At 66.2% G+C, this 21,383-nt stretch carries 25 protein-coding genes and 1 tRNA gene; 10 read left to right on the forward strand and 16 right to left on the reverse strand.

Annotated elements, in window-relative coordinates; all coding sequences use genetic code 11:
• The 3 genes from NX1_RS37210 to NX1_RS11285 all read right to left on the reverse strand — a co-directional run.
• Positions 1 to 988: VWA domain-containing protein (locus NX1_RS37210; protein WP_245668437.1), on the reverse strand; the 988-nt coding region annotated here is incomplete at its 3' end.
• A complete protein-coding gene (locus tag NX1_RS37885; protein ID WP_245668438.1) occupies positions 979 to 1,158 on the reverse strand; it encodes a TerD family protein in 180 nt (59 codons plus the stop codon). The genes NX1_RS37210 and NX1_RS37885, both read right to left, overlap by 10 nt.
• Before the next feature lie 62 nt (positions 1,159 to 1,220).
• Entirely contained in the window at positions 1,221 to 1,694 is a 474-nt protein-coding gene (locus NX1_RS11285) for an SRPBCC family protein (protein ID WP_068057446.1), read from the reverse strand.
• A 172-nt stretch (positions 1,695 to 1,866) separates the two neighbouring features.
• Between NX1_RS11285 and NX1_RS11290 the strand changes: the two genes are divergently transcribed.
• On the forward strand, positions 1,867 to 2,064 hold the full coding sequence (locus NX1_RS11290) for a KGG domain-containing protein (protein ID WP_068057534.1): 198 nt from the start codon (positions 1,867 to 1,869) through the stop codon (positions 2,062 to 2,064).
• Between the two features lie 49 nt (positions 2,065 to 2,113).
• Here the strand turns inward: NX1_RS11290 and NX1_RS11295 are convergent, their stop codons facing one another.
• The 4 genes from NX1_RS11295 to mraY all read right to left on the reverse strand — a co-directional run bounded on the left by NX1_RS11295 (position 2,114) and on the right by mraY (position 7,684).
• Positions 2,114 to 2,779, reverse strand: coding sequence for a trypsin-like serine protease (locus NX1_RS11295; protein WP_068057450.1), 666 nt, complete (start codon positions 2,777 to 2,779; stop codon positions 2,114 to 2,116).
• 115 nt (positions 2,780 to 2,894) lie between these two features.
• Positions 2,895 to 4,436: an ABC transporter substrate-binding protein gene (locus tag NX1_RS11300; protein ID WP_218024104.1), complete on the reverse strand. Its 1,542-nt coding sequence runs from the start codon at positions 4,434 to 4,436 to the stop codon at positions 2,895 to 2,897.
• A gap of 72 nt (positions 4,437 to 4,508) precedes the next feature.
• A complete protein-coding gene (locus tag NX1_RS11305; protein WP_157119676.1) occupies positions 4,509 to 6,437 on the reverse strand; it encodes a hypothetical protein in 1,929 nt (642 codons plus the stop codon).
• A gap of 170 nt (positions 6,438 to 6,607) precedes the next feature.
• The gene (mraY, locus tag NX1_RS11310) at positions 6,608 to 7,684 is read right to left on the reverse strand and encodes a phospho-N-acetylmuramoyl-pentapeptide-transferase (RefSeq protein WP_068057456.1); all 1,077 of its coding nucleotides are present in this window, start codon (positions 7,682 to 7,684) and stop codon (positions 6,608 to 6,610) included.
• A gap of 240 nt (positions 7,685 to 7,924) precedes the next feature.
• Here mraY and NX1_RS11315 point away from each other — a divergent pair, with 240 nt between their 5' ends.
• Complete coding sequence (locus NX1_RS11315) at positions 7,925 to 8,203, forward strand: hypothetical protein (protein WP_068057458.1); 279 nt, start codon at positions 7,925 to 7,927, stop codon at positions 8,201 to 8,203.
• Here the strand turns inward: NX1_RS11315 and NX1_RS11320 are convergent.
• The gene (locus NX1_RS11320; protein WP_068057461.1) at positions 8,197 to 9,015 is read right to left on the reverse strand and encodes a thioesterase family protein; all 819 of its coding nucleotides are present in this window, start codon (positions 9,013 to 9,015) and stop codon (positions 8,197 to 8,199) included. The genes NX1_RS11315 and NX1_RS11320 overlap by 7 nt on opposite strands.
• Positions 9,016 to 9,173: 158 nt before the next feature.
• Between NX1_RS11320 and NX1_RS11325 the strand changes: the two genes are divergently transcribed.
• Both NX1_RS11325 and NX1_RS11330 read left to right on the forward strand, forming a co-directional pair.
• Positions 9,174 to 9,980 (forward strand): enoyl-CoA hydratase/isomerase family protein, encoded by an 807-nt coding sequence (locus NX1_RS11325; protein WP_068057463.1) that lies wholly within the window; start codon positions 9,174 to 9,176, stop codon positions 9,978 to 9,980.
• A gap of 87 nt (positions 9,981 to 10,067) precedes the next feature.
• Positions 10,068 to 10,697 (forward strand): TetR/AcrR family transcriptional regulator, encoded by a 630-nt coding sequence (locus tag NX1_RS11330; protein ID WP_068057465.1) that lies wholly within the window; start codon positions 10,068 to 10,070, stop codon positions 10,695 to 10,697.
• Between the two features lie 64 nt (positions 10,698 to 10,761).
• Here NX1_RS11330 and NX1_RS11335 read toward each other — a convergent pair whose 3' ends face one another.
• A complete protein-coding gene (locus NX1_RS11335; protein WP_068057467.1) occupies positions 10,762 to 11,346 on the reverse strand; it encodes a TetR/AcrR family transcriptional regulator in 585 nt (194 codons plus the stop codon).
• Between the two features lie 79 nt (positions 11,347 to 11,425).
• On the opposite strand from NX1_RS11335, the gene NX1_RS11340 reads away from it, so the two are divergent.
• The 3 genes from NX1_RS11340 (at position 11,426) to NX1_RS37895 (ending at position 12,673) form a co-directional block, all read left to right on the forward strand.
• A complete protein-coding gene (locus NX1_RS11340) occupies positions 11,426 to 11,851 on the forward strand; it encodes a tautomerase family protein (RefSeq protein WP_068057469.1) in 426 nt (141 codons plus the stop codon).
• A 15-nt stretch (positions 11,852 to 11,866) separates the two neighbouring features.
• A complete protein-coding gene (locus NX1_RS37890; RefSeq protein WP_245668439.1) occupies positions 11,867 to 12,136 on the forward strand; it encodes an MDR/zinc-dependent alcohol dehydrogenase-like family protein in 270 nt (89 codons plus the stop codon).
• A gap of 198 nt (positions 12,137 to 12,334) precedes the next feature.
• Positions 12,335 to 12,673, forward strand: coding sequence for a hypothetical protein (locus NX1_RS37895; RefSeq protein WP_245668440.1), 339 nt, complete (start codon positions 12,335 to 12,337; stop codon positions 12,671 to 12,673).
• A 181-nt stretch (positions 12,674 to 12,854) separates the two neighbouring features.
• Here NX1_RS37895 and NX1_RS36145 read toward each other — a convergent pair whose 3' ends face one another.
• Positions 12,855 to 13,028, reverse strand: a complete 174-nt coding sequence (locus NX1_RS36145; RefSeq protein ID WP_157119677.1) for a hypothetical protein — start codon at positions 13,026 to 13,028, stop codon at positions 12,855 to 12,857.
• 185 nt (positions 13,029 to 13,213) lie between these two features.
• Between NX1_RS36145 and NX1_RS11350 the strand changes: the two genes are divergently transcribed.
• On the forward strand, positions 13,214 to 13,894 hold the full coding sequence (locus NX1_RS11350) for a class I SAM-dependent methyltransferase (protein WP_245668441.1): 681 nt from the start codon (positions 13,214 to 13,216) through the stop codon (positions 13,892 to 13,894).
• 169 nt (positions 13,895 to 14,063) lie between these two features.
• Here the strand turns inward: NX1_RS11350 and NX1_RS11355 are convergent, their stop codons facing one another.
• From NX1_RS11355 to NX1_RS11370, 5 genes are all read right to left on the reverse strand, one after another.
• Complete coding sequence (locus tag NX1_RS11355; protein WP_068057473.1) at positions 14,064 to 14,945, reverse strand: hypothetical protein; 882 nt, start codon at positions 14,943 to 14,945, stop codon at positions 14,064 to 14,066.
• 128 nt (positions 14,946 to 15,073) lie between these two features.
• Positions 15,074 to 15,217, reverse strand: a complete 144-nt coding sequence (locus tag NX1_RS36150) for a hypothetical protein (RefSeq protein WP_157119678.1) — start codon at positions 15,215 to 15,217, stop codon at positions 15,074 to 15,076.
• Between the two features lie 240 nt (positions 15,218 to 15,457).
• Positions 15,458 to 15,940 carry a hypothetical protein gene (locus NX1_RS11360; RefSeq protein WP_084501334.1) on the reverse strand — a complete coding sequence of 161 codons (483 nt, stop codon included), beginning with the start codon at positions 15,938 to 15,940 and terminating at the stop codon, positions 15,458 to 15,460.
• Positions 15,941 to 15,949: 9 nt separating this feature from the next.
• Positions 15,950 to 16,696 (reverse strand): hypothetical protein, encoded by a 747-nt coding sequence (locus NX1_RS11365; protein ID WP_157119679.1) that lies wholly within the window; start codon positions 16,694 to 16,696, stop codon positions 15,950 to 15,952.
• Positions 16,697 to 16,777: 81 nt separating this feature from the next.
• Entirely contained in the window at positions 16,778 to 17,896 is a 1,119-nt protein-coding gene (locus tag NX1_RS11370; RefSeq protein ID WP_068057477.1) for a hypothetical protein, read from the reverse strand.
• A gap of 1,363 nt (positions 17,897 to 19,259) precedes the next feature.
• On the opposite strand from NX1_RS11370, the gene NX1_RS11380 reads away from it, so the two are divergent.
• Positions 19,260 to 19,333: transfer RNA gene (locus NX1_RS11380), tRNA-Ile, on the forward strand.
• 296 nt (positions 19,334 to 19,629) lie between these two features.
• Positions 19,630 to 20,061, forward strand: a complete 432-nt coding sequence (locus tag NX1_RS11385) for a nitroreductase/quinone reductase family protein (protein WP_068057481.1) — start codon at positions 19,630 to 19,632, stop codon at positions 20,059 to 20,061.
• Between the two features lie 208 nt (positions 20,062 to 20,269).
• On the opposite strand, the gene NX1_RS11390 is transcribed toward NX1_RS11385, so the two are convergent.
• Positions 20,270 to 21,265 carry a zinc-binding dehydrogenase gene (locus NX1_RS11390; RefSeq protein WP_068057483.1) on the reverse strand — a complete coding sequence of 332 codons (996 nt, stop codon included), beginning with the start codon at positions 21,263 to 21,265 and terminating at the stop codon, positions 20,270 to 20,272.
• Positions 21,266 to 21,383 lie beyond the last annotated feature (118 nt).

Genomic DNA, 21,383 nt, shown 5'->3' on the forward strand with positions numbered 1-21,383 from the left:
CGCCGGGCCGCAACGAATCGATGACCGCGCGCATGATCGGCAATTCGTCGTTGCGGCCGCCGAGTCCGCTGTAGTCGATGCCCGCGTGCGTGCCACTCAGATGCAGGTAGGTCTCGGACCACCGATCGGCATCCGCCACCGCGATATCCGGCAGCCTGGTGTACGACAGCGCGTACAGGTAGGCCTCGAGCGTTCCGTCGTCGTCGAGCTGGGTGGCGACCGGGATCATCCGTTCCACCACGCGATGCACGACCTTCTTCCGGTACTGCTTGACCATGCTGCCGGTCTTGTCGATGACCAGCACCACCCGCGCCCGAACGCCGATCGCATCCTTGTCGATCAGGACCTTGGCGACCTCGCGCTTACGCAGATCCAGCACGGTGCGCTTCTCGAGGGAAAGTTTCGCCTCGCCGGGTACGGTGCGCACATCCGGCTCGAGGGACCGCTTCCCTCGAGCCAGGGCGGACCCGGGTTCCCCGACGGCCGCGGGCATCGGGACGGACTCGGACGCAGGAACAGTCGCCGACGGCGACGCTCCGGCCACCACGGTATGGGCGTGCGATGTCAACCTGGCAGCCGAGTCCGCCGCAGCCACTACGGACGGTAGCGCGGGTGTGAGCGGCGGCGCGGGGCTCGGATCGGCGCTCTGCGACGGGTCGAGTTCGTCGTCGACGACGACTCCGTGATCGGTGACCAGCGCGGCGAACCCACCCGCGTATCCCTGACCGACGGCGCGCACCTTCCACTGCGCACCTCGCCGGTAGAGCTCGAGGGCGATCACGACCGATTCGGCTCCCAGGCCATCGATCACGTACTCGTACAGCACATTTCCGCGTTCGTCCGCGATGGTGGCGATCGGCGGCGCCGAGCGTCCGAAGGTATCGGTGGCATCGTCCAAGGTCAGCACCGCGCGCACCTGCGCGATCTCTCCGGGCAGCGCCGCAGGGGATATCGCCAGCGCCGCGGGCGTCGTCGAGGTCAGTTCCACGCGGGCGCTACGGGCTGGTTGAAGAAGACGAAGTCCGCGTCGGACCGCACCGTGCCGGATTCGGTGACCAGCAGCGCCGACAGATCGACTGCCGCCTCGGTGCGCACCGACACCACGACCCGCGCCGCCGCCACGGGTCCGTTCTGACCCTTGACCAAAGATGTGCCCACCGAGAACTCCTGCCGTCGCGATCGGCTCAGCGTACGACAGGCGTCCCGGGGCCGGATCGTTCTCAGCGCTCGGGAGCGCTGTCGAGTGACTCGCCGTACGCGGCGAGCACCTGTTCGCGCAAGCTCTTCTCGGTGTGCCGGATGGCCGGTTCGACGAACGTCCGAAGGATCTTGTCCAGCGCGCGCCCGGCCAATCCGCCGGGCACCCGGTAGTCGACCACCACGCCGATCTCGGTGGTCTCCTGATCGACGGCCTCGAACCTCCAGCGCACCGTGCCCTCGATGCCCTTGACCGCGTGCAGCGTAATCGCCGCGCCGTCTTCCCATTCGACGATCTCGACGCGCAGATGCAGGGTGGTCGGGCCGAGCTGCACGGCCGTGTCGAATACCGCGCCGACACCGGAGGTCTGCTCCCCGACCGGCGTGTAGTGCCGAATCCCGAACAGCCACTTCGGCACATTGCGGTAGTCGGCCACGTACGCGAACGTGAAATCCACCGGCGCGCGGCCGGCAGCCGAGTGCTCGATATGTCCCATGATTACTCCCCTTCCACCGCCCCCGCCGAGGTCGAGGGTAGGCGGTAACGACGACGTCCGCTGCCCGAGATCGGAACCGCCCACGTTTGCCCGCCGCGGTCCCGGGTAGCGCCACGAATGGTGGCGCAATCCGGCGCCATCGCAACCGCCGACCTTCCGAGGGAGGATGATCATGGCAGACAACCAACGAGGTTTCGCGGCACTGGATTCCGAGCAGCAGCGTAGGATCGCCAGCCAGGGCGGCAAGGCCAGCGGCGGCAGCTTCGACAACGACCCGAGGCGGGCCGCCGAAGCGGGCAAGAAGGGCGCCGCAGCCCAGCCGACCGAGGCCAAGCGCCTCGGCGGGCAGAACAGCCACCAGGGCCGCTAGCGAGTCACGCCGGGAGAGCGGGACGACCTGTCTCGCTCTCCTTCCCGAATCACTCGACGTACCAACGGAAGTGGTCAGGCCCCTGGGCATGGGCGTCGATGGCGTCGCGCAGATAGTTGGCCGACTCGACCAGCACGCCGCCGGATTCCAGGGTGCCGATCACGATGCCGAGAAAGGCCGCGCGTCCCTGCGGCGTCGGGAAGTAGACGATGCCGCCCGAATCACCCTTGTCGGCAGCGAAATCCGCGACGAAGAAGGTATCGCCGACCTCGCTGACCCGGCCGCAGGTCCAGTTGGTGGCCCACCCGACATGGCAGACCTCCTGTCCCACTCGGGCATCGGTGTAGGTGGACTCGATGCCGAAGTTGCCGAGCGAGGCCGAGACCCCTACCCCGGCGGCCAGCCTGATGAGCGCGAACCCGATGCCGCCGATGGTGGCGTCGTCGCCGTGGCTCTGCTCGTACCAGCCGATCAGCCTGCCATTCTCGTCGTAGACGCGCCGTCCTTCTTGGAAGCAGTGCGCGGCGGTCACCGCGTACTTCGCCTCACCCATGTGTCCGGTCGCGCCGACCGAGCAAATGCTCTCGCCGGTCGTGATCGTCATGCCGGGATAGGCGACACCCTGTGCGTTCGCGGCCGCGGGGAACATCGCGCCGAGGCCCGTCACCAATGCCGTCGCCAGCAGGAGTTGCGTCAGCTTGTTGCGGTAGTTCATGTTCAGGCACTCCCCCTCACCCCGTACGGACGACCTATCGCCGTCCGCGCCGTACCGTATCACGCACCGCCGACAACGCCGCTCGACCGTCGAATCCTCAGTGCCCCTTGCGAAGTCACGCTCGGCGCGCACACTCGGGCGTCGGCTCGCCTGGCTTCACCTCGACGGTCGGCACGTACGGCCGGGCGCCGGGACTGCCCACCGGACACAGCCGGACGACCGCCGGACCGGGACCGGCGCGGTTGCCGCTGTTGTCGAAGACGATCGGGCCGCCCGCGCCGGCCACGGCCAGGTCGGGCGAGGTGAATCCGCCGATGGTGATGTTGACCTGGCTGCGCTGCACGGTCGATGCGGCCGGGAGTGCGCGCACCGCGGTGGCGACGGTGGTCAACGCGTCGTAGGCGTTGACCGCCCAGCCGTCGCCGATGTGCGCGAGGTCGAATCCGGCTGCGGCGTAGGCGTCTTCGAAGGCCGACCACTGCGGGTTGCCCTGGTCGGGTCCGTCTGCGCCCGCGACGCGGGTGAACAGCAGACGCACCCGTCCACCGGTGAAGCTCCGCGAACTCAGCGCCTTGCTGCGCAGATCTTCGAGCGCGGCGTCGGATTCCACAGTGCGCAGCCGGTTTCCGTCGGAGGTGCTCAGCACGGTGATCGAGGCCGCCGCGCACTGACCATTGGTGTAGGCCTCGTCCAGGCTGTAGAGCAAGCGGCCGAGGTCGCGTCCGCGAGCCAGATAGGCGATCGTCACGTCCTTGGCTGTCGCGCAGACCCGCCGGGCGGTCTGCGACACGGTAGTCGGCTCCTCGGCATCGAATTTCACCTCCAGCAGGTCGCCGCCGTACTGCCTGTGCAGGAAGGGCAGCGTCGTGCAGGTGTATGGGTCCGATCCGCCGGTGGGGACCATCACGAAATCCGGCCTGCTCGGCGCCACCGCGCCGAGCGCATTGGCCTGCGTCGCGACACGGAAGGCGACCCGGTAGAAGTAGTCCTTGCCGACGCCGTGCGGGTAGGTGATGTCCTTGTCGCACCGGGTGAAATCGGGATCGTCGCCCGTGGAACCGGACTGATCGAAGCCCTCGGCGGTGACAAGGTCCGACACCATCGGAATCTTCTCGGCGGCAAGCAGATCGGCGACTTCCGCGGTGGCCTGGTCGCTCAAACCGACGCCCGCGACGGCGACCACATCGCCGCGCCGCGCCAGCTTTCGCGCCACCGCCGTCGCGGCGCCGTCGCCGTAGTCGCCGAGATTGCCGACGACGAGCCGCATCGGATGAACGCATCCGGTGTCGTTGGCCCGCCGCTGGCCGACGGCCATCCCCTCCAGTTCGTGCACCGCGCGGCTGCCCGCGAGCTCGTCGGTCATGGTCAGCAGCACGCCGATGGTCACCGGCGTGCCGGGACATCCGTCGGGCGCGGTGCGGTTCTGTTCATCGATCACCCGCATCACGTGTTCGAACGCGGGCAGCCCGAAAGCGTAAGACCCCTCCGACAATCCGACGCACTCGTCGCCCGCCGCCCACGCCGCAGTGCTCGGCCACCCGTCGTTGCAGGTGGCCAGGCGCCGGAGCGGGTCATGGGCGATGATCCCGCTCAGCGTGCCGACCACCAGAATCACCACCGCGCCCAGCCGCACCCAGTCCGTCCACGGGCGCGGCATCGGCCTGCTTCGCTTCGGGAATATGCCTACCCAGTAACGCGACTCCACAGCGGGCTCCTCATCGAGGTCGGGTCAACGGGATCGGCGCGCACAATCGTGATACTCGTTGGCGCGCAGCAGGATCGGAGTTCGGTCGGTGGCGTGATCGGCGAGCCGGTCGAAGCTGTGCGCCGCCCGCGCGCACAGGATCTCCCTGCGCCGCACGGTGGTGATCCGCAGATCCGACTCGATCGCGGGCGCCACGGCGAGCAGCACCGCGATGTGTTCGGCGGGGCTGGTGGCGTGGTCGCTGCCGTCGATGAGCGCGGCATCCGGCCTGCGCGGATCCGAGATCTCCACGATCTCGTCGAACAGTGTCAACCACTCGCTCGTGTCCGAGGTCGACAGCAGTCCGGCGAGTTCGTCCACGATGGCGCCGCCGCCGTGCAGCAATCGGGTGTAGTGCAGCCTGCTCGCACGATCCCCCGAGCCCACCGTGTCGAGCAGCGTGCCGAACACGCGGTCCCAGCCCGGCGGCGTGTCTCGTGTACGCCCGGCGAGCTCGCGCAGCCCCATGCGCCGCGCGAAGGCAGGCAGCACGCCGTCGACGGTGGGTGCGCTCCACAGCGTCGGCGATCGGAACAGCGCCGAACGGTCGCCGAATTCGGACGGCAACAGGGTGAGCAACCGGAGCGCGTCGCCCTTGGTCCGGGCCCCGGAAACGGTGACGAGCGCGTCGAGGATGTCCTGGTCGAGTTGCTTGCGCGGGTGCAGATCCCTGGCGAAGAAACCGAGCAGATGGCGTTGGACGGCGGTCCCCGGCCCAGCGTGGTTGTCGCACAACAGCGCTTCCAGATCGTCGGCCCGCTGCCGCGCCTGCTTGATCCGGTTCAGCACATAGCCGGTCGCGGAGGGATGTCCGTCGGTGAGCCGATACACCTGGGCGCCGATGCGATCCGCCTCGATCGCGGTGACTTCCTTCGCGAGGGTCTTGACCTCGAATTCGGAAAGATCGCTCAGCGGCAACCGCGCCCACGCGTCACGAGCGGCGGGGTCGGCGCGCTGCCGCGACGTCCACGTCGCGGCGGCCGGGACCTGCCCGTCGAGTTCCTCCGCCAAAACGCCTGAGCTGGCAGTGATCAGGGTCAGCGGATCGGTCAGCGACGATCCGGCGGCGGCCATCGCCTTGCGCGAGCGCAGCAGCGCGCTCGTGAACGCGATCGCGGCCGGGGCGTCGCCGTCGTCGAGCAGCACGACGACATTCGACGGGCGTCCCGCGACCCGAGCCGCGCTGTGGCGCAGGTCGGCGAGGAAGGCGCTGATCAGCAGGTCGTCCACGCCGCGCCGGATCTCCGGATCCTCGCTGGCCGCTTTGATGGCGAGTTCGACGAGCACGGTCTCGGCGTCGGCCCGCAGCCCGAGATCCTGGTGTCCATACCACGAGACCGCCGAACCCCAGGTGATCTTGGTGATCAGCCTGCCGCGGGTGAGCCTGGCGACCACGAGGTTCGACAGGTGCTCGCTCAGCGTCGGCGCGATCACCGCGGCGCCGGGCACCTTGATGTTGGCGGCCTGCGCGCCTGCCAGCCCGACCAGATCTCCGATGAAGCCGACCAGCGCGGCGCGGTCACGGTAGCGGTTCAGCACCGTGCGCAATCGCTCCCGATGCTCGGTCGCCGGAACATCCGTGAAGTTCTCGTTGATCGCGAGCTGCGCCACCACGATGCGCGGAAACGCGATCGGGAAGCCGGGCAGATCCATGCTCAGGCCGAGCATGGCCGCGGCGAGTACCGGGCGGGCCGGATTGTATTGGTCGTAGGGACGTTCCAGCGGCCGGACCAGCACGGTCGGTGTCCGTCGCTGCCACCGGTCCAGCGCCTGTTCGAGCACGGTGGTGCGTCCCGCGCCGCCGTACCCTTCCAGCACCAGCACGGGATTCCCGGTCGTCTCGGTATTCCCCCTCGGAACCCGCACCAGGGTGTCGATCAGTTCGAGCAGCTCGGCGCGCCCCACGATCACCAAGCCTCACCTCCCTCAGGCTTGCGCGCGACTCTAGCAGCGCGACGCCGATCCCGCTGTGAGACAATTCGATTCGCTCCGGGCGACCACGCGACACCAACGCGGCGCACTCCGGCGTCGCAGAAGTTCGTACGCCTCGCGCAGGCTGCTACCCCTGCGGATGGCTTGCGAGGTCAGCCGACGACGGCGAGGTATTCGCCGTAGAAGAGGATGAGGCCGAGGGCTGCGGCTATGCCGGCGAGCAGCCAGAAGCGGATGATCACCGTGGTTTCGGCCCAGTTGCTGAGTTCGAAATGGTGATGGAACGGCGCCATTTTGAAGAAGCGGCGGCCCGTTGTGCGGAAGACGACGATTTGCAGCAGCACCGAAAGGATTTCGGCGCAGAACAGTGCGCCGACCACCGCCATGAGCACCTCCGTCCGGGTGGTGATCGATAGCCCGGCGAGCAGGCCGCCCAGCGCCAGCGAACCGGTGTCGCCCATGAAGATCTTCGCCGGCGCGGCGTTCCACCAGAGGAACCCGATGCACGCGCCGACGCCCGAGGCGCACACCATCGCGAGATCGAGCGGGTCACGCACCTGGTAGCAGCCGACGGCCGGCGCGGTCGAGCAGGCGTTGGCGTACTGCCAGAACGTGACGATCACGTAGGCGCCGAGCGCGAAGCTCATCGATCCGGCCGCCAGTCCGTCGAGGCCGTCGGTGATGTTCACGGCGTTGGACCAGGCCACCACGAGGAAACAGACCACGAGCAGAAAGGCGATCAGCCCCAACGACACCGTGGTGATATCCCGTACATAGGACAGGTGCCGACTGGCAGGCGTCAGCCCGGTACTGTCGGGGAAGCGCAATGCCAGCACGCCGAAGAGCACGGCGGCGGAGAGCTGGCCGACGTACTTGCCGGTGGCCGTGAGGCCGAGATTGCGCTGTTTGCGCAGCTTGATCGAGTCGTCGAGGAACCCGACGACGCCGAGCGCCGTCGCCAAACCGAGGACGAGCAGCGCGGAAGCCGACAGACCTTCCACGCCATCGTCCCCGACGAGCAGATGTGCGCCGAGGTAACCGGCCCACAGACCGGCGATGATGGCGATGCCGCCCATCGTCGGGGTGCCGCGCTTGGCCTGGTGGCTGGCAGGCCCGTCGACCCGGATTTCCTGACCGAAGTTTCTGGTGGCGAATGCCTGAATCAAAAAGGGCGTCACCATGATCGAGACCGCCAGCGCGATCATCGCCGAGAACAATATCTGTTTCATGGGCCCCCATACCGCCGCTGAGCTTCCGCCCATTCCACACCAAAACCCGTACGTTTCGGTCAGATGCTAGCCAAAGCGCGGCTGGTACGCCCGAATCGGGCACTTCTGCAATCGATCGATCCACCGCGCACGACTCGATCTGCGCGGCTCCGCGTACCGGTCCGATGTTCAGCCGGACAACGGATTCCGTCATACTCTGAGATTGCAAGGGGCACACGGTGATACAGGGGAGGACGCGCAATGCGCAGTCTGGAAGACCGGTTCGGCGACACCATCGACGAGCTCGAGAACCTCGGCGAGCAGCCGAGGTTGGAAAGGATCGAGGAACTCCACCGGGAGGTCGACGATCTCGACTACGAGCTCCAGACCACCACAAATCTGGGAGCTCGCCGCTACGAGCTGACCAAGCGCAGCAGGCACTCGCACACTCTCCTCGCCGCAGCTCGGCGCCGCGCCGAGAACGCTCTCGCCATCACCGACGAATGGGAGATCCCGGAAGCCATCGACCGGCGCTACTGACCTGTTGGCAGCGCGTCCGGCTGTGGACGGACGGTGAGGATCTGCTGCGCCTGCCCAACGGGTCCGCGGACATCGTGCAACACCGTGCTGGTGAGGCCTTGGCCCGCGTGGCCGAAGGTGACGGCGGTGTCGAGTCCCGTCCACCGTCCCTCGGGCTGCCGGTACAGATGGATGGTCAGATCGACGTTGGGGAACATCCACTTGGTGGGTTCCTGGCGGACCGCGATGCCGTTGGCGGTATCGACCAGGGCCACATAGGACGCGAGAGCGCTGGCCTGTTCGCCGGAAACGAGATCGAGGGGCGAGGATATCCACGCGGTGGTCCGGCCGGGCTGCGGGATGCCGACAGGCCGGGCGTCCAGCGACTCGATGTAACCGCCGGGCCATACGGAGGTCAGCGGCCAGGACGACAGGGTCTCGGGAGCCGCGATCGCCTCCGGTTCGCCGCCCGCGACGATGCCGGTGTCCTGGGTCGTCATGAACCACGCGCGGGCCGAGACGGTGGCGCGGCCGTCGATGAGGACGGTGGCCTCCACGAGTTCGATGGTGCGGCCCGCCCGGATCGTCTCGACGTGGATGTCGAACCGCTGGAACGCGATGCGGCCGAGGATGTCGAAGGTGATGCGGCTCAGCACCAGATCGGGCCTGCCTTCGCGCGCCCGCGTTCGCTCGATTTCGTGCACGAGGAGCCCGCCAAGCGGACTGAAGTGCTGCTCGTCGGCTGCCCACGCGCCGCCCGCGTGGCGCGTGGGGACGAAGGAGTGGGCATCGACCCGCTCGAAATAGGACTCGGGTTCGGCCGTTCCGGTCAAGGAGAAGCGCCTTTCTGTGCGTGCTGCGGCCCGGGCTCACGACACGGGGCCGCATATCTCAACCTAAGGGTCGAATTTCGTTCATACTAGTCGGGTAGCCACCTTTGTGGTTGACTTCACGCTCTCTGCAGGGGCGCGGCCGAACGAGAGGAGCCATCGTGTCGAGGTTCGCCGACTACCAGCAGTTGACGTTCTCGCGGCGGGAGAACGGGGTCCTGCTGGTCACGCTGGATCGGCCGGAGAAATACAACGCCGCCGACGAGACGATGCACACCGAGCTCACGCGGGTGTGGAACGACATCTCGGACGATCCCGAGGTGCGGGTCGCGGTCGTCACCGGGGCGGGCGAGGCGTTCTGCGCGGGCGGCGATCTGGGCATGGTCGAGCGGATGGCAGGCGACTACGACCGGGTCTCGCACATGCTGCGGGAGGTGAGCGACCTGGTCTACAACATCGTCAACTGCGACAAGCCGATCGTGTCGGCGATCAACGGCGTCGCGGTCGGCGCGGGCACGGTCGCCGCGCTGCTCGCCGATGTCGCCATCGCCGCCGAGGACGCCCGCATAGGCGACGGGCATGTCCGGCTCGGCGTCGCCGCGGGTGATCACGCGGCCATCATCTGGCCTTTGCTCGCGGGAATGGCGAAGGCTCGCTACTACTTGCTGACCGGCGAGATGATCACCGGCGCCGAGGCCGAACGCATCGGCATGGTCGCCAAGGCGGTCCCGCGCGATCGCGTCCTCGACGAGGCGCTGCGGGTCGCCGACGTCCTCGCAACCGGATCACAGCAGGCGATCCGGCTCACCAAGCGCAGCCTGAACAACTGGTTGCGCACCGCGGGGCCGATTTTCGATCAGTCCGCCGCCTACGAAATGCTGACGTTCCTCGGCCCTGACGTCGCGGAAGGCGTGGCCGCGCTGCGGGAGAAGCGTGCGCCGAAGTTCCCCTCCGCGATGCCGAGCTGAGGTGACCGGGTCGAAGAATATGCGGAAGGGTTCACCGCCGAACTCGGCAGTGGATCGACCGACGATCCGGCCGGATAAGATCGGGCGGTGACATCGACCGTGGGAGAGGACACCGCCGCGTCCACCGGGCGGGCGGCACGGCGTCGCGACCGCCGCAAGGCGGAGATGATCGCCGCGGCGCTGCAGATCCTGTCCAGCAGCGGCTATCAGGGCCTGCGCTTCGAGGATGTCGCCGAGCGCACCGACATCGCGAAAGCCACGCTCTACCACTATTTCCCGAGCAAGGACGCGCTCGTCTCGGCGGCGCTGGAAAAGCTCACCACCGACGTGCTGACCCGGCTCGGAGAAGTCCTCGACACCGTGGCGGAGCAGTCGCCGACCGAGCAGTTGCGTGCGCTCGTCGCCGGGCAGCTGCATGTGCTGACCGTGCTGTATCCGGAGGTCGGCGCGCTCTTCTCGTTCCCAGCACCGTGGCCCGCCGAGCACGGCGACGCGATCAAGACCATGCGCCGCCGCCACGACCGGATCTTCCGCAGGGTCGTCGACGAGGGCGTCGACGCAGGGGAATTCGATTGCCCCGACCCGTCGGTGGCACTGCACTGCCTGCACGGCATCCTCAACCACGCGTCCATCTGGCTGCGCCCGGACGCCGATCCCGACGGTCGCACGCGGGAGGCCGTGGTCGAGGAAGCGTTGCGTCTGTTCGTGCGCGCCTGACCGGTCGCGGCGTTCCTGGACAAGCGCACACCGTCCTTCGGGTGAGTTCGGCCCGGGTATCGGCTCAGTCCCCGGCGGAATCGGTGACGGCGCGGACGACAGATTCGAGAGCGTCGGCGGTCTTGTCGAGCGCATCGATGCTGCGCTGAGCCCGGCACATCGCGACGGTGCCCTCGATCGAGGCGACGATCAGCGTTGCGGTCCGCTGGGCGGCATCCTCGGTCGCGCCGTGTGCGCGCAGCGAATCGGTCAACAACACGGTCCACCGATCGAAGGCTTCGGCCGCCGCGCGGCGCGGTTCGTCGTCCTCGTCTGGCTGGTCTTCCACCGAGACCGCGAGGACTGGGCAACCAGCCCGGAAATCACTGTCCAGCACGACCTTTCGCCACATATCCACGAATACCCGCAGCCCGGCGACCGGCCCCGCGGACAACTCCTTGGCCAATTTGCGCACGGTGATGGCGTCGGCGAAACGGACCGCCTCGGCGGCAAGCTGCGCCTTGCCGCCGGGGAAGTAGTGATAGGTCGAGCCGAGCGGGGCGCCGGAATGTTTGGCGAGCTCCCGCACGCTGGTCGCGTTCAGGCCACGCCGCCGCAGCATGTCGGCCGCGCCCGCCACCATCCGATTCCGCGCCTCCGACTGCGCCATCACACACCTCTCTTGCCCATAACGACCGTTATAGCGTACCGTCCCTGTTTATAACAGTCGTTATAACGGAGGTGTTGTCATGCCGATGATCCAGCTCACCCTGCCCAGCGGCGTTCTGTCGGCCGAGGTCCGCGGCGGGTTGCAGAAGACCCTTGCCGCCACGCTGCTGCATTGGGAAGGCGCGCCGGACACGGCGTTCTTCCGCGCGCTGGCCTGGTGCCGGATCGACGAGACGCCCGAAGGCGCGTTCGTCAGCGCGGAGGACGACTTGCCCCGTTTCCGGGTGGACGTCACCGTGCCGGAAGGCGCGCTGTCCGATCGCCGCAAACAGGGCCTGGTCGAGCAGGTGACCGCGGAGGTCCTCGCGGCGGCCGGTCTCGACCAAGGCGCGGCGCTGCGGGTGTGGGTGCTCATTCACGAACAGCCCGAAGGCACTTGGGGCGCGGCGGGCAATATCGTGCGCTTCGCCGAACTGAAGGCCATGGCGCAGGGACAGCGCGGCTGATGCGGGAACTGCGGCATGGTCGCCGACCGCTTACGCATCCCGTACGCCGACCACATGCTCGTGCGCCTGCCCGCGGGTCTCGACCCGCTGCGGGTGGCCGCCGCCGGCGACAATCTCGCGGACGGATGGCGCTGCGTCGTCCCGGCGCTGGCCGCACGACCGGGAGGCTCGGTGCTCGTTCTCGGCGGCGCGGCACAGAGCATCGGGCTCTACGCCGCCGGTCTGGCCGTCGCGCATGGCGCCGAGGTCGTCGACTACGTCGACCACCGCTCAGAGCGTCTATAGATCGCCGAAAAGCTGGGCTCCCGAGCGCATCCGGTCGGCAAGGGCGAACTCCGCCACGCGGACCTGCCCGCGCGCCGCTACGACATCGTCGTGGAAGGCACCTCCACCGCCGCCGACCTCGCGCTGCGCGCACTGCAACCGGGCGGAATCTGCGCAGCTGTCGGCTACTACCTGCCGCCCGGGACGAAGGTGCCGCTGATGCACATGTACGCCAACGACGCCACACTGAAGATCGGTATCTCGCACGTACGTCCGGTCCTGCCGGACCTGCTCGACTTCGTCGCCCGCACCGGCTTCGCGGCCGAGGAGGTCACCACCCTGCTCGCCGACTGGGAAGACGCACCAGAGCGTATCGAGCGCACATCACCAAACTCGTGCTGCACCGAGCTCCGCTCGGCGCCTGACCTCCTCGGCTCGCCCGGCCATCGGCGACGCGCCCGCCGATGGCCGGGATGCAGGCATTCGCGCTCCGGCGGCGGCATCGGCGACGTATCCGCTAACTGCTCGGAACATTTTGTGCCACTTCGACTTTCATGAGCGTCCGGAGCCACGTGCACGCTGTTACGCGGACCCGGCGGTCCGAAACCAAGCCGTGGAGTTCTCATGCATCCTGCCCCGACCCCCATTCAGAATCTGATCGTTCTCGGCGACAGCCTGTCCGACATCGGCATCAAGCGGACCGCACCGGCAGGCCGGATCGCCCGCGCCGCCGGCCTGATCACAAAGTCCGGCTCGACTCCGCGTGGATGGCGACCAGAATGGTGTGCACGTCCATCGATGTGTCCAACGCTTGCCTGGAAGTGGTCACGATCGCCCGGCAGATCGCCGCCACCCGCGCCGGCTGCACCGCCGAGGAGGTGCCGCCCGAGTTGCTGAATCGTCTGTGGACCACGCAGCACCGGTTCTTGTCCGCCGTGGGAGGAGCTGGGGCTGGACACCACGCCGCCGCTGGCGGGCCGGGTGTGATCAGAGAGGCGGCTGCTTCCTCTGTAAAAGTCCGTCGCGACCGCTGTCGGCCGAGCGTCGAACCATTCCGCCTCTGCGGTCCGCCCCGATCACCCGGCGATAATGGTGTCCGTGACGAGCGAGGATGCGGCGAGCGGCGGCGACCACGCTGACCTGGGCGATATCCAGCGTCAGCACTGGCAGTCGACCTATCGGGCCAACCCTGCCATGTACGGCGAGACGCCTTCGACGCCCGCGATACAGGCCGCACAGATCTTCGGCGCGGTCGGCGCCCGCACGATTCTCGAGCTGGGGGCTGGCCATGGCCGGGATGCGTTGCATTTCGCCCGGGCTGGTTTCACCGTGCACGCCACCGATTTCAGCGAGGTCGGACTCCGTCAGCTGCGCGAGCGCGCCGACGGCGAGGCCGTCGAAGGGCTGACCACCGGGATCATCGACGTCCGCGCGCCGCTGCCGCTCCCCGCCGCGTCGTACGACGCGGTGTACGCCCACATGCTGCTGTGCATGGCGCTCTCCAGCGAGGAGATCTGCGCTCTCGTCCGTGAGATTCACCGTGTGCTGCGCCCGGGAGGCATCCTCTTCTACACGGTGCGCCACACCGGTGACGCGCACTACGGCACCGGCATCGACCACGGCGACGACATCTTCGAACAGGGCGGCTTCGCGGTGCACTTCTTCTCCCGCGCTTTCGTCGACGCGCTCGCCGAGGGGTGGGACCTACGGCGGATCGATGACTTCGAAGAAGGGGCCTTGCCGCGGAGGTTGTGGAGCGTGGTTCAGACCCGGCGTTGAGCCATTCGATTCGTCGCCGAGGACAGCTCGACCACCTGCAGGCTCGGACGAATTGGCGAATCATCCTGACCTATAGCCGTATTCAGTCGGAGCCAGTCACACAGCCGACTGCCTCGCCTCCGCACGCGACAAGCTGGTGAGGTAATCCCATCGACCGGGTGACCTGGTCCTAGACCACCGGTTGCTCGTCCGGGCGGGTCTGAGACGCGCCGAACGCGAGGTCGCTCCCTCGGCTCGCGATGGTGATATTGCCGCCCACACTCGCCTGACTGATGAAGACGTCTGCGGTAGTGCTTGCCGCATCGTCGGCCCGGGTGAGGAAGGCAGCCAGCACACGCCCGACCGGGTAAAGGTGCGGAATCGTCAGGAGCAGAAGAACCAATCGCACCAGGGCACTGATCGATTCGCCCAGCTCGTACAACGGGAGGGTGGGCACCAACAGGCCGAGCAAGACGTACGTCAGCAATGGGCGAACGTGGGACGCGTCTTCGCGATCCGCGGTCCTCCCCTTCGGGTTCAGCTCGACATCGCCCTCGTCGTTGTGGCCGAAAAGCTGCGGCGCCGTCGCCGTCGGACCCGCGACGAGGAAACCGAAACTCACCGACTGGCGACGTTCCAGGTGCCCCACAACCCAACGCTGATCACCGACCGCCTGACCTGCGAGCGGGGCTTCCTTGATCCCGTACTCCAGCGGCGGATCGCCGAGTACGTACGCCTCCAGAATCTGGCAACGTTCGGGATAGCTGAACCGCAGATACTCCTCTTTCACGACCAAGTGGCCGGTATTCTCGACCCGGCACGTGACCTCGTAGACCTGTCCTTCCACCGGCACTCCGCCGAACTGCACGGACACCTTCTGCGCCAGCTTCTGCGGAACATCGGCCAACGTCGAACCGACGTTCAAGCTGTAGGTCAAGCGCTTGACCTTCTTGCGATCGCGCAGCTGATCGGCGACTTCCTTCAAGACGAAGCCGACGATCACAGCCAAGACAGCGATGATGGCGCGCCACCAATTGTCGCTCAGTACAACCTCATCGGCCGCGATTACCACTGTGTCTCCCCGGTGCAGATGGTCCGGTCCGTCCGCCGACGGCTCAGGTGTTCATCATTGCCACTCGGAGCGCCGCTCGAGCGGGTTTCAAGGCGCGAAACCACTCGCCCGTCACAGACGTCCGGCTGTCACATCAGCAACCGGTCCTCGTTCACGTCGAAACACATCAAGCCGCGCGCCTTCGCGCGCTCAGCAGCGAAAGCCGCTAGTTCATCGGCCTTGCTGTACATGGTGGCGAAGTAGATGAACGGGCCGCTGGCACTATCGATCAACGGCTCGTTCGCCCATGGACTGTCGTCGGCAGCGTACTCGTCGAGATCGCCAGGGTCGGGCCAGCGACCGTTGAGGTTGGAGACTCACGCGCGTATCCGGCCGCGCGGTGGCAGAGCCTCGTCTTCGACCTGCTGCCTATACGGCCCACCGCATTCCTCGCTTGCCCTGCGTCGTCGACAGGGCACCCCAGCCGCTCCCATGGAAGGGCTGCATCCCGATCGGCAGCCCGGCATGCCGTTTCAGATGCCTTGGAACTCGATGTGGACTATTCGAATTTCAGCGGTACGTTCATCGACTGCCACCCTGCGAAACATCACCTTCCCCTTCGGTGAAGTGAACGTGTCCTGGGCCTTTTGCACATTCGGTGACGAGGCGAGATCGGGCCCGGCAATAGTTGTCACAAGAGAGGTTTCGAACAGTTTCCTGAAATCGGCTACGAATCCGGACTTGTCCAGCATCCAGGCCAGGTCAGTGGGAGACATCTCCACCGCGAGTTTGTATTCTGTATCGCGAATTACTTCCTTCCTGGCCAGGAGAACCTTCCCGTTCGACGGAAGCGTCCATCCACCGTACTCGGTCGCTTCTCGCACTAACTCCGGACTGGTCGAGGTCTCGACATCCGCCCCTGTGTCGACTTCTACGAAGCGGCCACACCCGGCCCCAGCCATCGACACCACCACCATGACCGCGATGGCAGTCAGTGCCCACCATAGACGTTTCATTTAAAAATCCTAAAAGGTCCGAGTCGGGTCGACACGGGTGTCCCTGACGCTTTCGGGCCCAGTTGAGTCGACTGAGCCATTGGCTATTACCCCGTCATACCGTTTCACCACCGATGAACCGAGCATATTGAACTCCTTGGCCAATCCAGCCGTATGCAACGCACCCATCCGGCGGTCATCGATCGCGATCGAACCGATTGTGACGCCCTTCCCCTTCGAATCCGCAGTTTCGCTGTCCCAGTTGTAGCGGTCGAACAGATGGATTTGGAAGTCGACCGTGACACGGGGTTGCGCGCCTTCGGTGTCGGGACTATGAATCTCAGCTACGCCACTGGCCGTGACATGCACTGAGCCTATGGCATAATACCAGTCCGGTTGACTGCTTTTGCTAAAAGAATGATCGGCCTCCCATGGCACCTGGAACGGAATCGTCTTGCCGTAGTTGGCCGGGTCGCCGGCGAGGTACCTCACGTAATCGTTTACGACTTTGTCGGCCTTCTGCTTGAGTGTGGGATCTTCATTCATGATCTGATCCGGGTCGAGGGTCAGATCTTTGCCGGTATTTTCGAGATAGTGCCTCAAGTGAGCAGCCGCATGGGTCCACCCCAGCCCATCCGCCACGCCTATCGCAACAGTTACCGTCTCCGCGAACGCGTAGTCGTCGGCTCGGCTATACCAGGGTTGCGACCCGTGTGCGCCCTGTCCCGGGTCTGTCGGCGGCAACGGCATCGGCATACCCGGGATTTGCGATGACATCAGTGCCCTCCCCTTGCATCAAACTTGTAATCCCGATCCTTATTCCGATCCAAATCGGCGATTTATGGACGCCATGGCCAATCAGGAGGAGACAATGCCGTCCTCCCACCACACGTTATTTCCGAATCCATACTTAGTAGCACCGAGGTCGACGACAACCTTGTCCGCAAGCTCGAATTCGCTCGCATTATAGGACGGTGCCACGCGCCCGGGCGCATAATCCAATGCAGTCGAGATCTTATCGATCATCGTTGTGATCGCGGTCTGCCGCGACTGCGCCGACTGTTTCAGTGAATCGAAGGCTGCGGTGAGCTCCGACCTGATCGATTCGCTGGCCGGACTATTGATCAGCTGTGCCCACACATCAAGCGGGAACGTGGCACCAAGAAAGGACTTCGGTTCCAGGATTCCGCTGCTCAATCCCATTGCCTGGTTGTAGACCAAACGCTCAAGGCAGGCTCCGCCGTTTTCTACGATCTTTGCCACAGTGTCCAGATCCATGCTTCGCCCGGCGACTGATTGTCCGAGTGTATTGGCGCTTGTTGCGAACGACCGCGACGCATCTCCGGACCAGCTTCCCTGTAGCCATCTGGTGCCGCTTATGAGATTTTCCGAGGTGACGTAGTCGTTGATGCCGAGCAGCCCGATCCGCTTACCAATGGCTTGCAACGCCTCCCAGTCCGCGACCAATGGGGTCAGGTAGTCCGCCGCTGGCTTGAATCCGACAGTGGCGCTCAACCGTTCGTCGTAAGCAGAGATCTTGTCGACGGCAGACGTGACAACCTGGCGGACTGTGTACTGGTTCTCCTGAACCTCCGACAGGTTGGGCAATTGTAAACCAATGAACCGCTTCGCATCTCGGGAGTCGTCCGCCTGATTCGATCCCGCCGCGCCTCCAGGCGTGATCGCCACGATCGCATCAGCGGAGTTTTGATCGCTGGCCCGATATCCACTGCCCGCTGCGCCAAGGTCCGTTGCCAGTGCTTCGATAGCGGTCAGATCAGTCCGATGCGCTGAAGGTATCGCGCTTTTGAACTTCTCGCACGCTGGCGCCAGCGTTGCGATGAGCCCCGTCGACCCGGCAGGCAGTGTCACGCCCGGCAGCAGACGAGACGTGTTCGTAGAGAAGTTGGTCCCGAGGTCCTGCAGATCCAGCTTGAACCCAACAAGACTGGCGACGTCAACCGTGAAATCGGTCATACTGCACCCCGGTTATTAGTAACTGGACCACCGATTTCCAGCGCGGTGCGCGCATTGGCCCCCTCCTTGCGATCTCCCCAGCAGCGTACCCGATCGAACTCGAGGCCCAAACGAGCATGTGGATTACCGTCTCCTGCAAAGACTCTCGCTCGTGCCGCCGATGTACCGATCGCGGGAACGCTGTACTCGTACCTCCTGAAGTGAACCGTCAAGGGTTGGGACCGCTTTGCGGCCTGCCTTCAGGTCGTGTCCGCCTAGTTGCGAGAATCAGGTCACCGGTTGCGGGTGCCGGTTTGCCTTCCCGGACTTCACCGTACGATTCGATTGCATTCTGCTCCATCAGGATTCGGCTAGCGCGCGTTCGTAGCCGTCCCCGATTGCGCCCATTGAACCGACCGAACTACCGCAATTGCAGAGGCTCCCGTGACGGTGGCCATGATGACATCGTCACGGCCGTGGCCGGTAGGGTTTCCCCGCAAGAGCGCGAGAGGGGAAGTCGGCATATGAGCTATCCGTATGGACCGCAAGGGGGGCCGCCTCCGGGCGGCTATCAGGCGCCCTATCCGGTACACCCCGGCCAGCCGTACCCTTCTCCGTACGCGCCGATGCCCGGCGGGTTATCCGCCCGGTTTTCCCTACGGTGGGCCAAGATTCGGACCGCCGAGTAGCGGAACCGCCATGACTGCCGGGCTTCTCGCGGTTGGTCTGGCAGGGCTCTGTGGACATTCGGCGTTCCGAGCCTTCGATGCCGCCGACAAGATCGAAAGCTCTCCAATCGACTGGGTCAAGGCAGTGCACAGGACAGCATCGGCGGCCTGCAATGGATTGGGGCGTTGAACTCGATCATCGGTGTGCTGTGGCTGGTCGGCGGCCTGCTGCTGATGTCTCGCAAATCCGCGGGCCGCATCATGCTCATCTTGCTGGCCTGCGTCGGAGGCGTCAGCAGCCTGTACTCGCCATCGCCAGTCTCGATGCGGAAGTGCCTGCGACCGCGATCGGCAGTTCATCGGCCTGGGCGTGGCGCTCTGGTCCTCGGACTCACAATGGCCGGTTCCACCACCCGCTGGCTGGCGTCGGCGCCCGGACGCCTCAGGCCGTACGGTCCACCCGCTCCGTACGGCCAACCCCTGTACGGTCAACCCGGCCCGACCCACGGCCAGCCGCCATACCCTCAGCACTACTGACTTCGCCATTGTGGGCTACTAGTGCCCGCGATTCGCCGACTTTCCGCAGCCTTGCCGCCGGTAATTGCCCTATGCCGCACCGAAGTCGGAACGGCCGGAAACCGCGCTCGGGGAGTCAACTGGTGCCCGCCCCGCCACGCCCGGTAGCATCCCAGAGGTCGCGGTTCCACCGCGAAAGCGGGGCGGTAGCTCAGTCGGTTAGAGCCGTGGACTCATAATCCATTGGTCGCGGGTTCGAGCCCCGCCCGCCCCACAAACGCTTTCTACCAGCCGAAATGTTCGATATTGCCGCTGCGGACTCGGTGCCTCGTCGGCCTCGCACTCCTGTGGTGCGGCCAATCTTGGGCGTTCCGGGCGCAGATCCACGCCCGTGGCGTAAAGCGCCCGATTGCCGCCGCCTCGACGTGGTGACCCCGATTCCGAGTGGCCGACCTCTTCCCATCCGGACGGCCGGGCGCAGCGGCGCTCACGCGCGGGGTTTCCTACGGCGTTCGGCCGCCGACGTCCACTAGTGTGGGTCGAGAACCGAAACTTACTGGAGGGTCAGATATGGCCAGTGTGTTCGCGAATGTGTTGCGGGTCCATCAGTGGGTGTACGAGAACAGCGGTGGGCTGGTCGGCCACAAGTTGTTGTTCGGGAATCCGACCCTGTTGCTGCGGACGGTGGGGCGGAAGACAGGTCAGGAGCGGACCTCGGCGCTGACGTACGGGCGTGACGGCGAGGCGTACTTGGTGACCGCGTCGAACGGCGGCTCGCCGCGCCCGCCCGGGTGGCTGGCGAATGTGAAGGCGACGCCCGAGTGTGAGATACAGGTCGGGCGGCGCCGGATGAAAGTGGTTGCAAGAGCGACGTATCCGGATGACCCGGACTATGCACGGCGGTGGGCGATCGTCGACAAGGTGAACAAGGGCCGTTACAGCGCCTACCAGCAGATGACCAAGCGGCCCATCGCGCTGGTGGTGTTGACGCGGGCGAGGTGACCGTCAGTCGCCGTCCTCCCCCCACTGCCCCTTGTCCACCGGTACACGGTCGTCCCATCGGCTCTCCATTCTCGGTGGGCGACTTGCGTATTGGACGACAGCGAAAACGAGAAAGAGGACAGCGGCGACAACACCGATGACGATCAGAGTTTGCACGGCAGGCACATTAGCGCTGTCTCAGACCGACTGCACAGAATGCCTGGACAAGTCACAATGTGAGCAGCGTTCGTCCGAGAGATTTCCTGGATTCTATTGCGGCATGGGCACTGTCGGCGTCTTCGAGGGAGAAGGTCTGACCGATCACGACCTCGATGTCGCCGGCGAGAACGGCCGCTTGGATGCGGCGCGAGAGCGCGTTCCAGTCGATATCGGCGCCGGTGAGGTCGAACAGGCCGAGAACGGCGACGTCGCGCGCCGCCAGCGCGTCGCGGTCGAGCTCGGCGAAATCGCCTGCGGCGGCGCCATATCCGAGGAACCTGCCGTGGTCTGCGATGGTCGCGGCGGCCGCCGCGCCGAGCTCGCCGCCCGCGCCGTCGAGCACGATGTTCACCCCGGCTCCGCCGGTCGCGGCGCGCGCCTTGGCGGTCCAGTCGGGTTCCGAGTAGTCGACGACTGCGTGCGCGCCGAGCCGCTCGGCGAGCTCGAGCTTGGCGTGGCCGCGGGCTGCCGCGACGACGTATGCCCCTGCGGCGCGAGCCAATTGGATGAGCAGGGTGCCGAGACCACCGCCCGCCGCGGTGATGAGCACCCGCTCCCCCGCCTGGATCGCGGCGCGGTCGAACACGGCGAGCGCGGTCTTGCCGTCGTGGGTGAGCGCGACGGCCTGGTTCAGCGAAAGCCCTTCCGGCACTTCGATGAGAGTCTCGGCTTTGGCGAGCGCTTTCTCGGCGTAGCCGCCGATGGGCTGTCCACCGCCGATTCCGCTCGCGGCGGTACTGGTGGCGACGCGCTTGCCGAGCCAGGAGGGGTCGACGTCGGCGCCGACCTCGACGACCACCCCGGAGACCGCTCCGCCCGGCACGTAAGGGGTTTCGATCTCGAAGTATTCGGTTCCCCATCCCGCGCGCAGCCGGGTGTCGAGGAACATCACGTCGGCCGCCGCGACCTGGACGACCACCTGCCCCGAACCTGGCGTGGGATCGGGCACTTCGCGCACCGCGAGTACCTCCGGTCCACCGAATTCCGTTGCCTGCACTGCTCGCATCACTGACCTCCTGATGACTTCCGGTCGAACAGGGCCCAGCATGAAACCTGAAGTTCGGTCGAGGTCAAGCGCCGGGAGCGAGATCACTCCAGCGCGCGGGAGGGCATGACGCCGGTTT

The organism is Nocardia xishanensis NBRC 101358 (genome assembly GCF_001613365.1).
Classification (GTDB): domain Bacteria; phylum Actinomycetota; class Actinomycetes; order Mycobacteriales; family Mycobacteriaceae; genus Nocardia; species Nocardia xishanensis.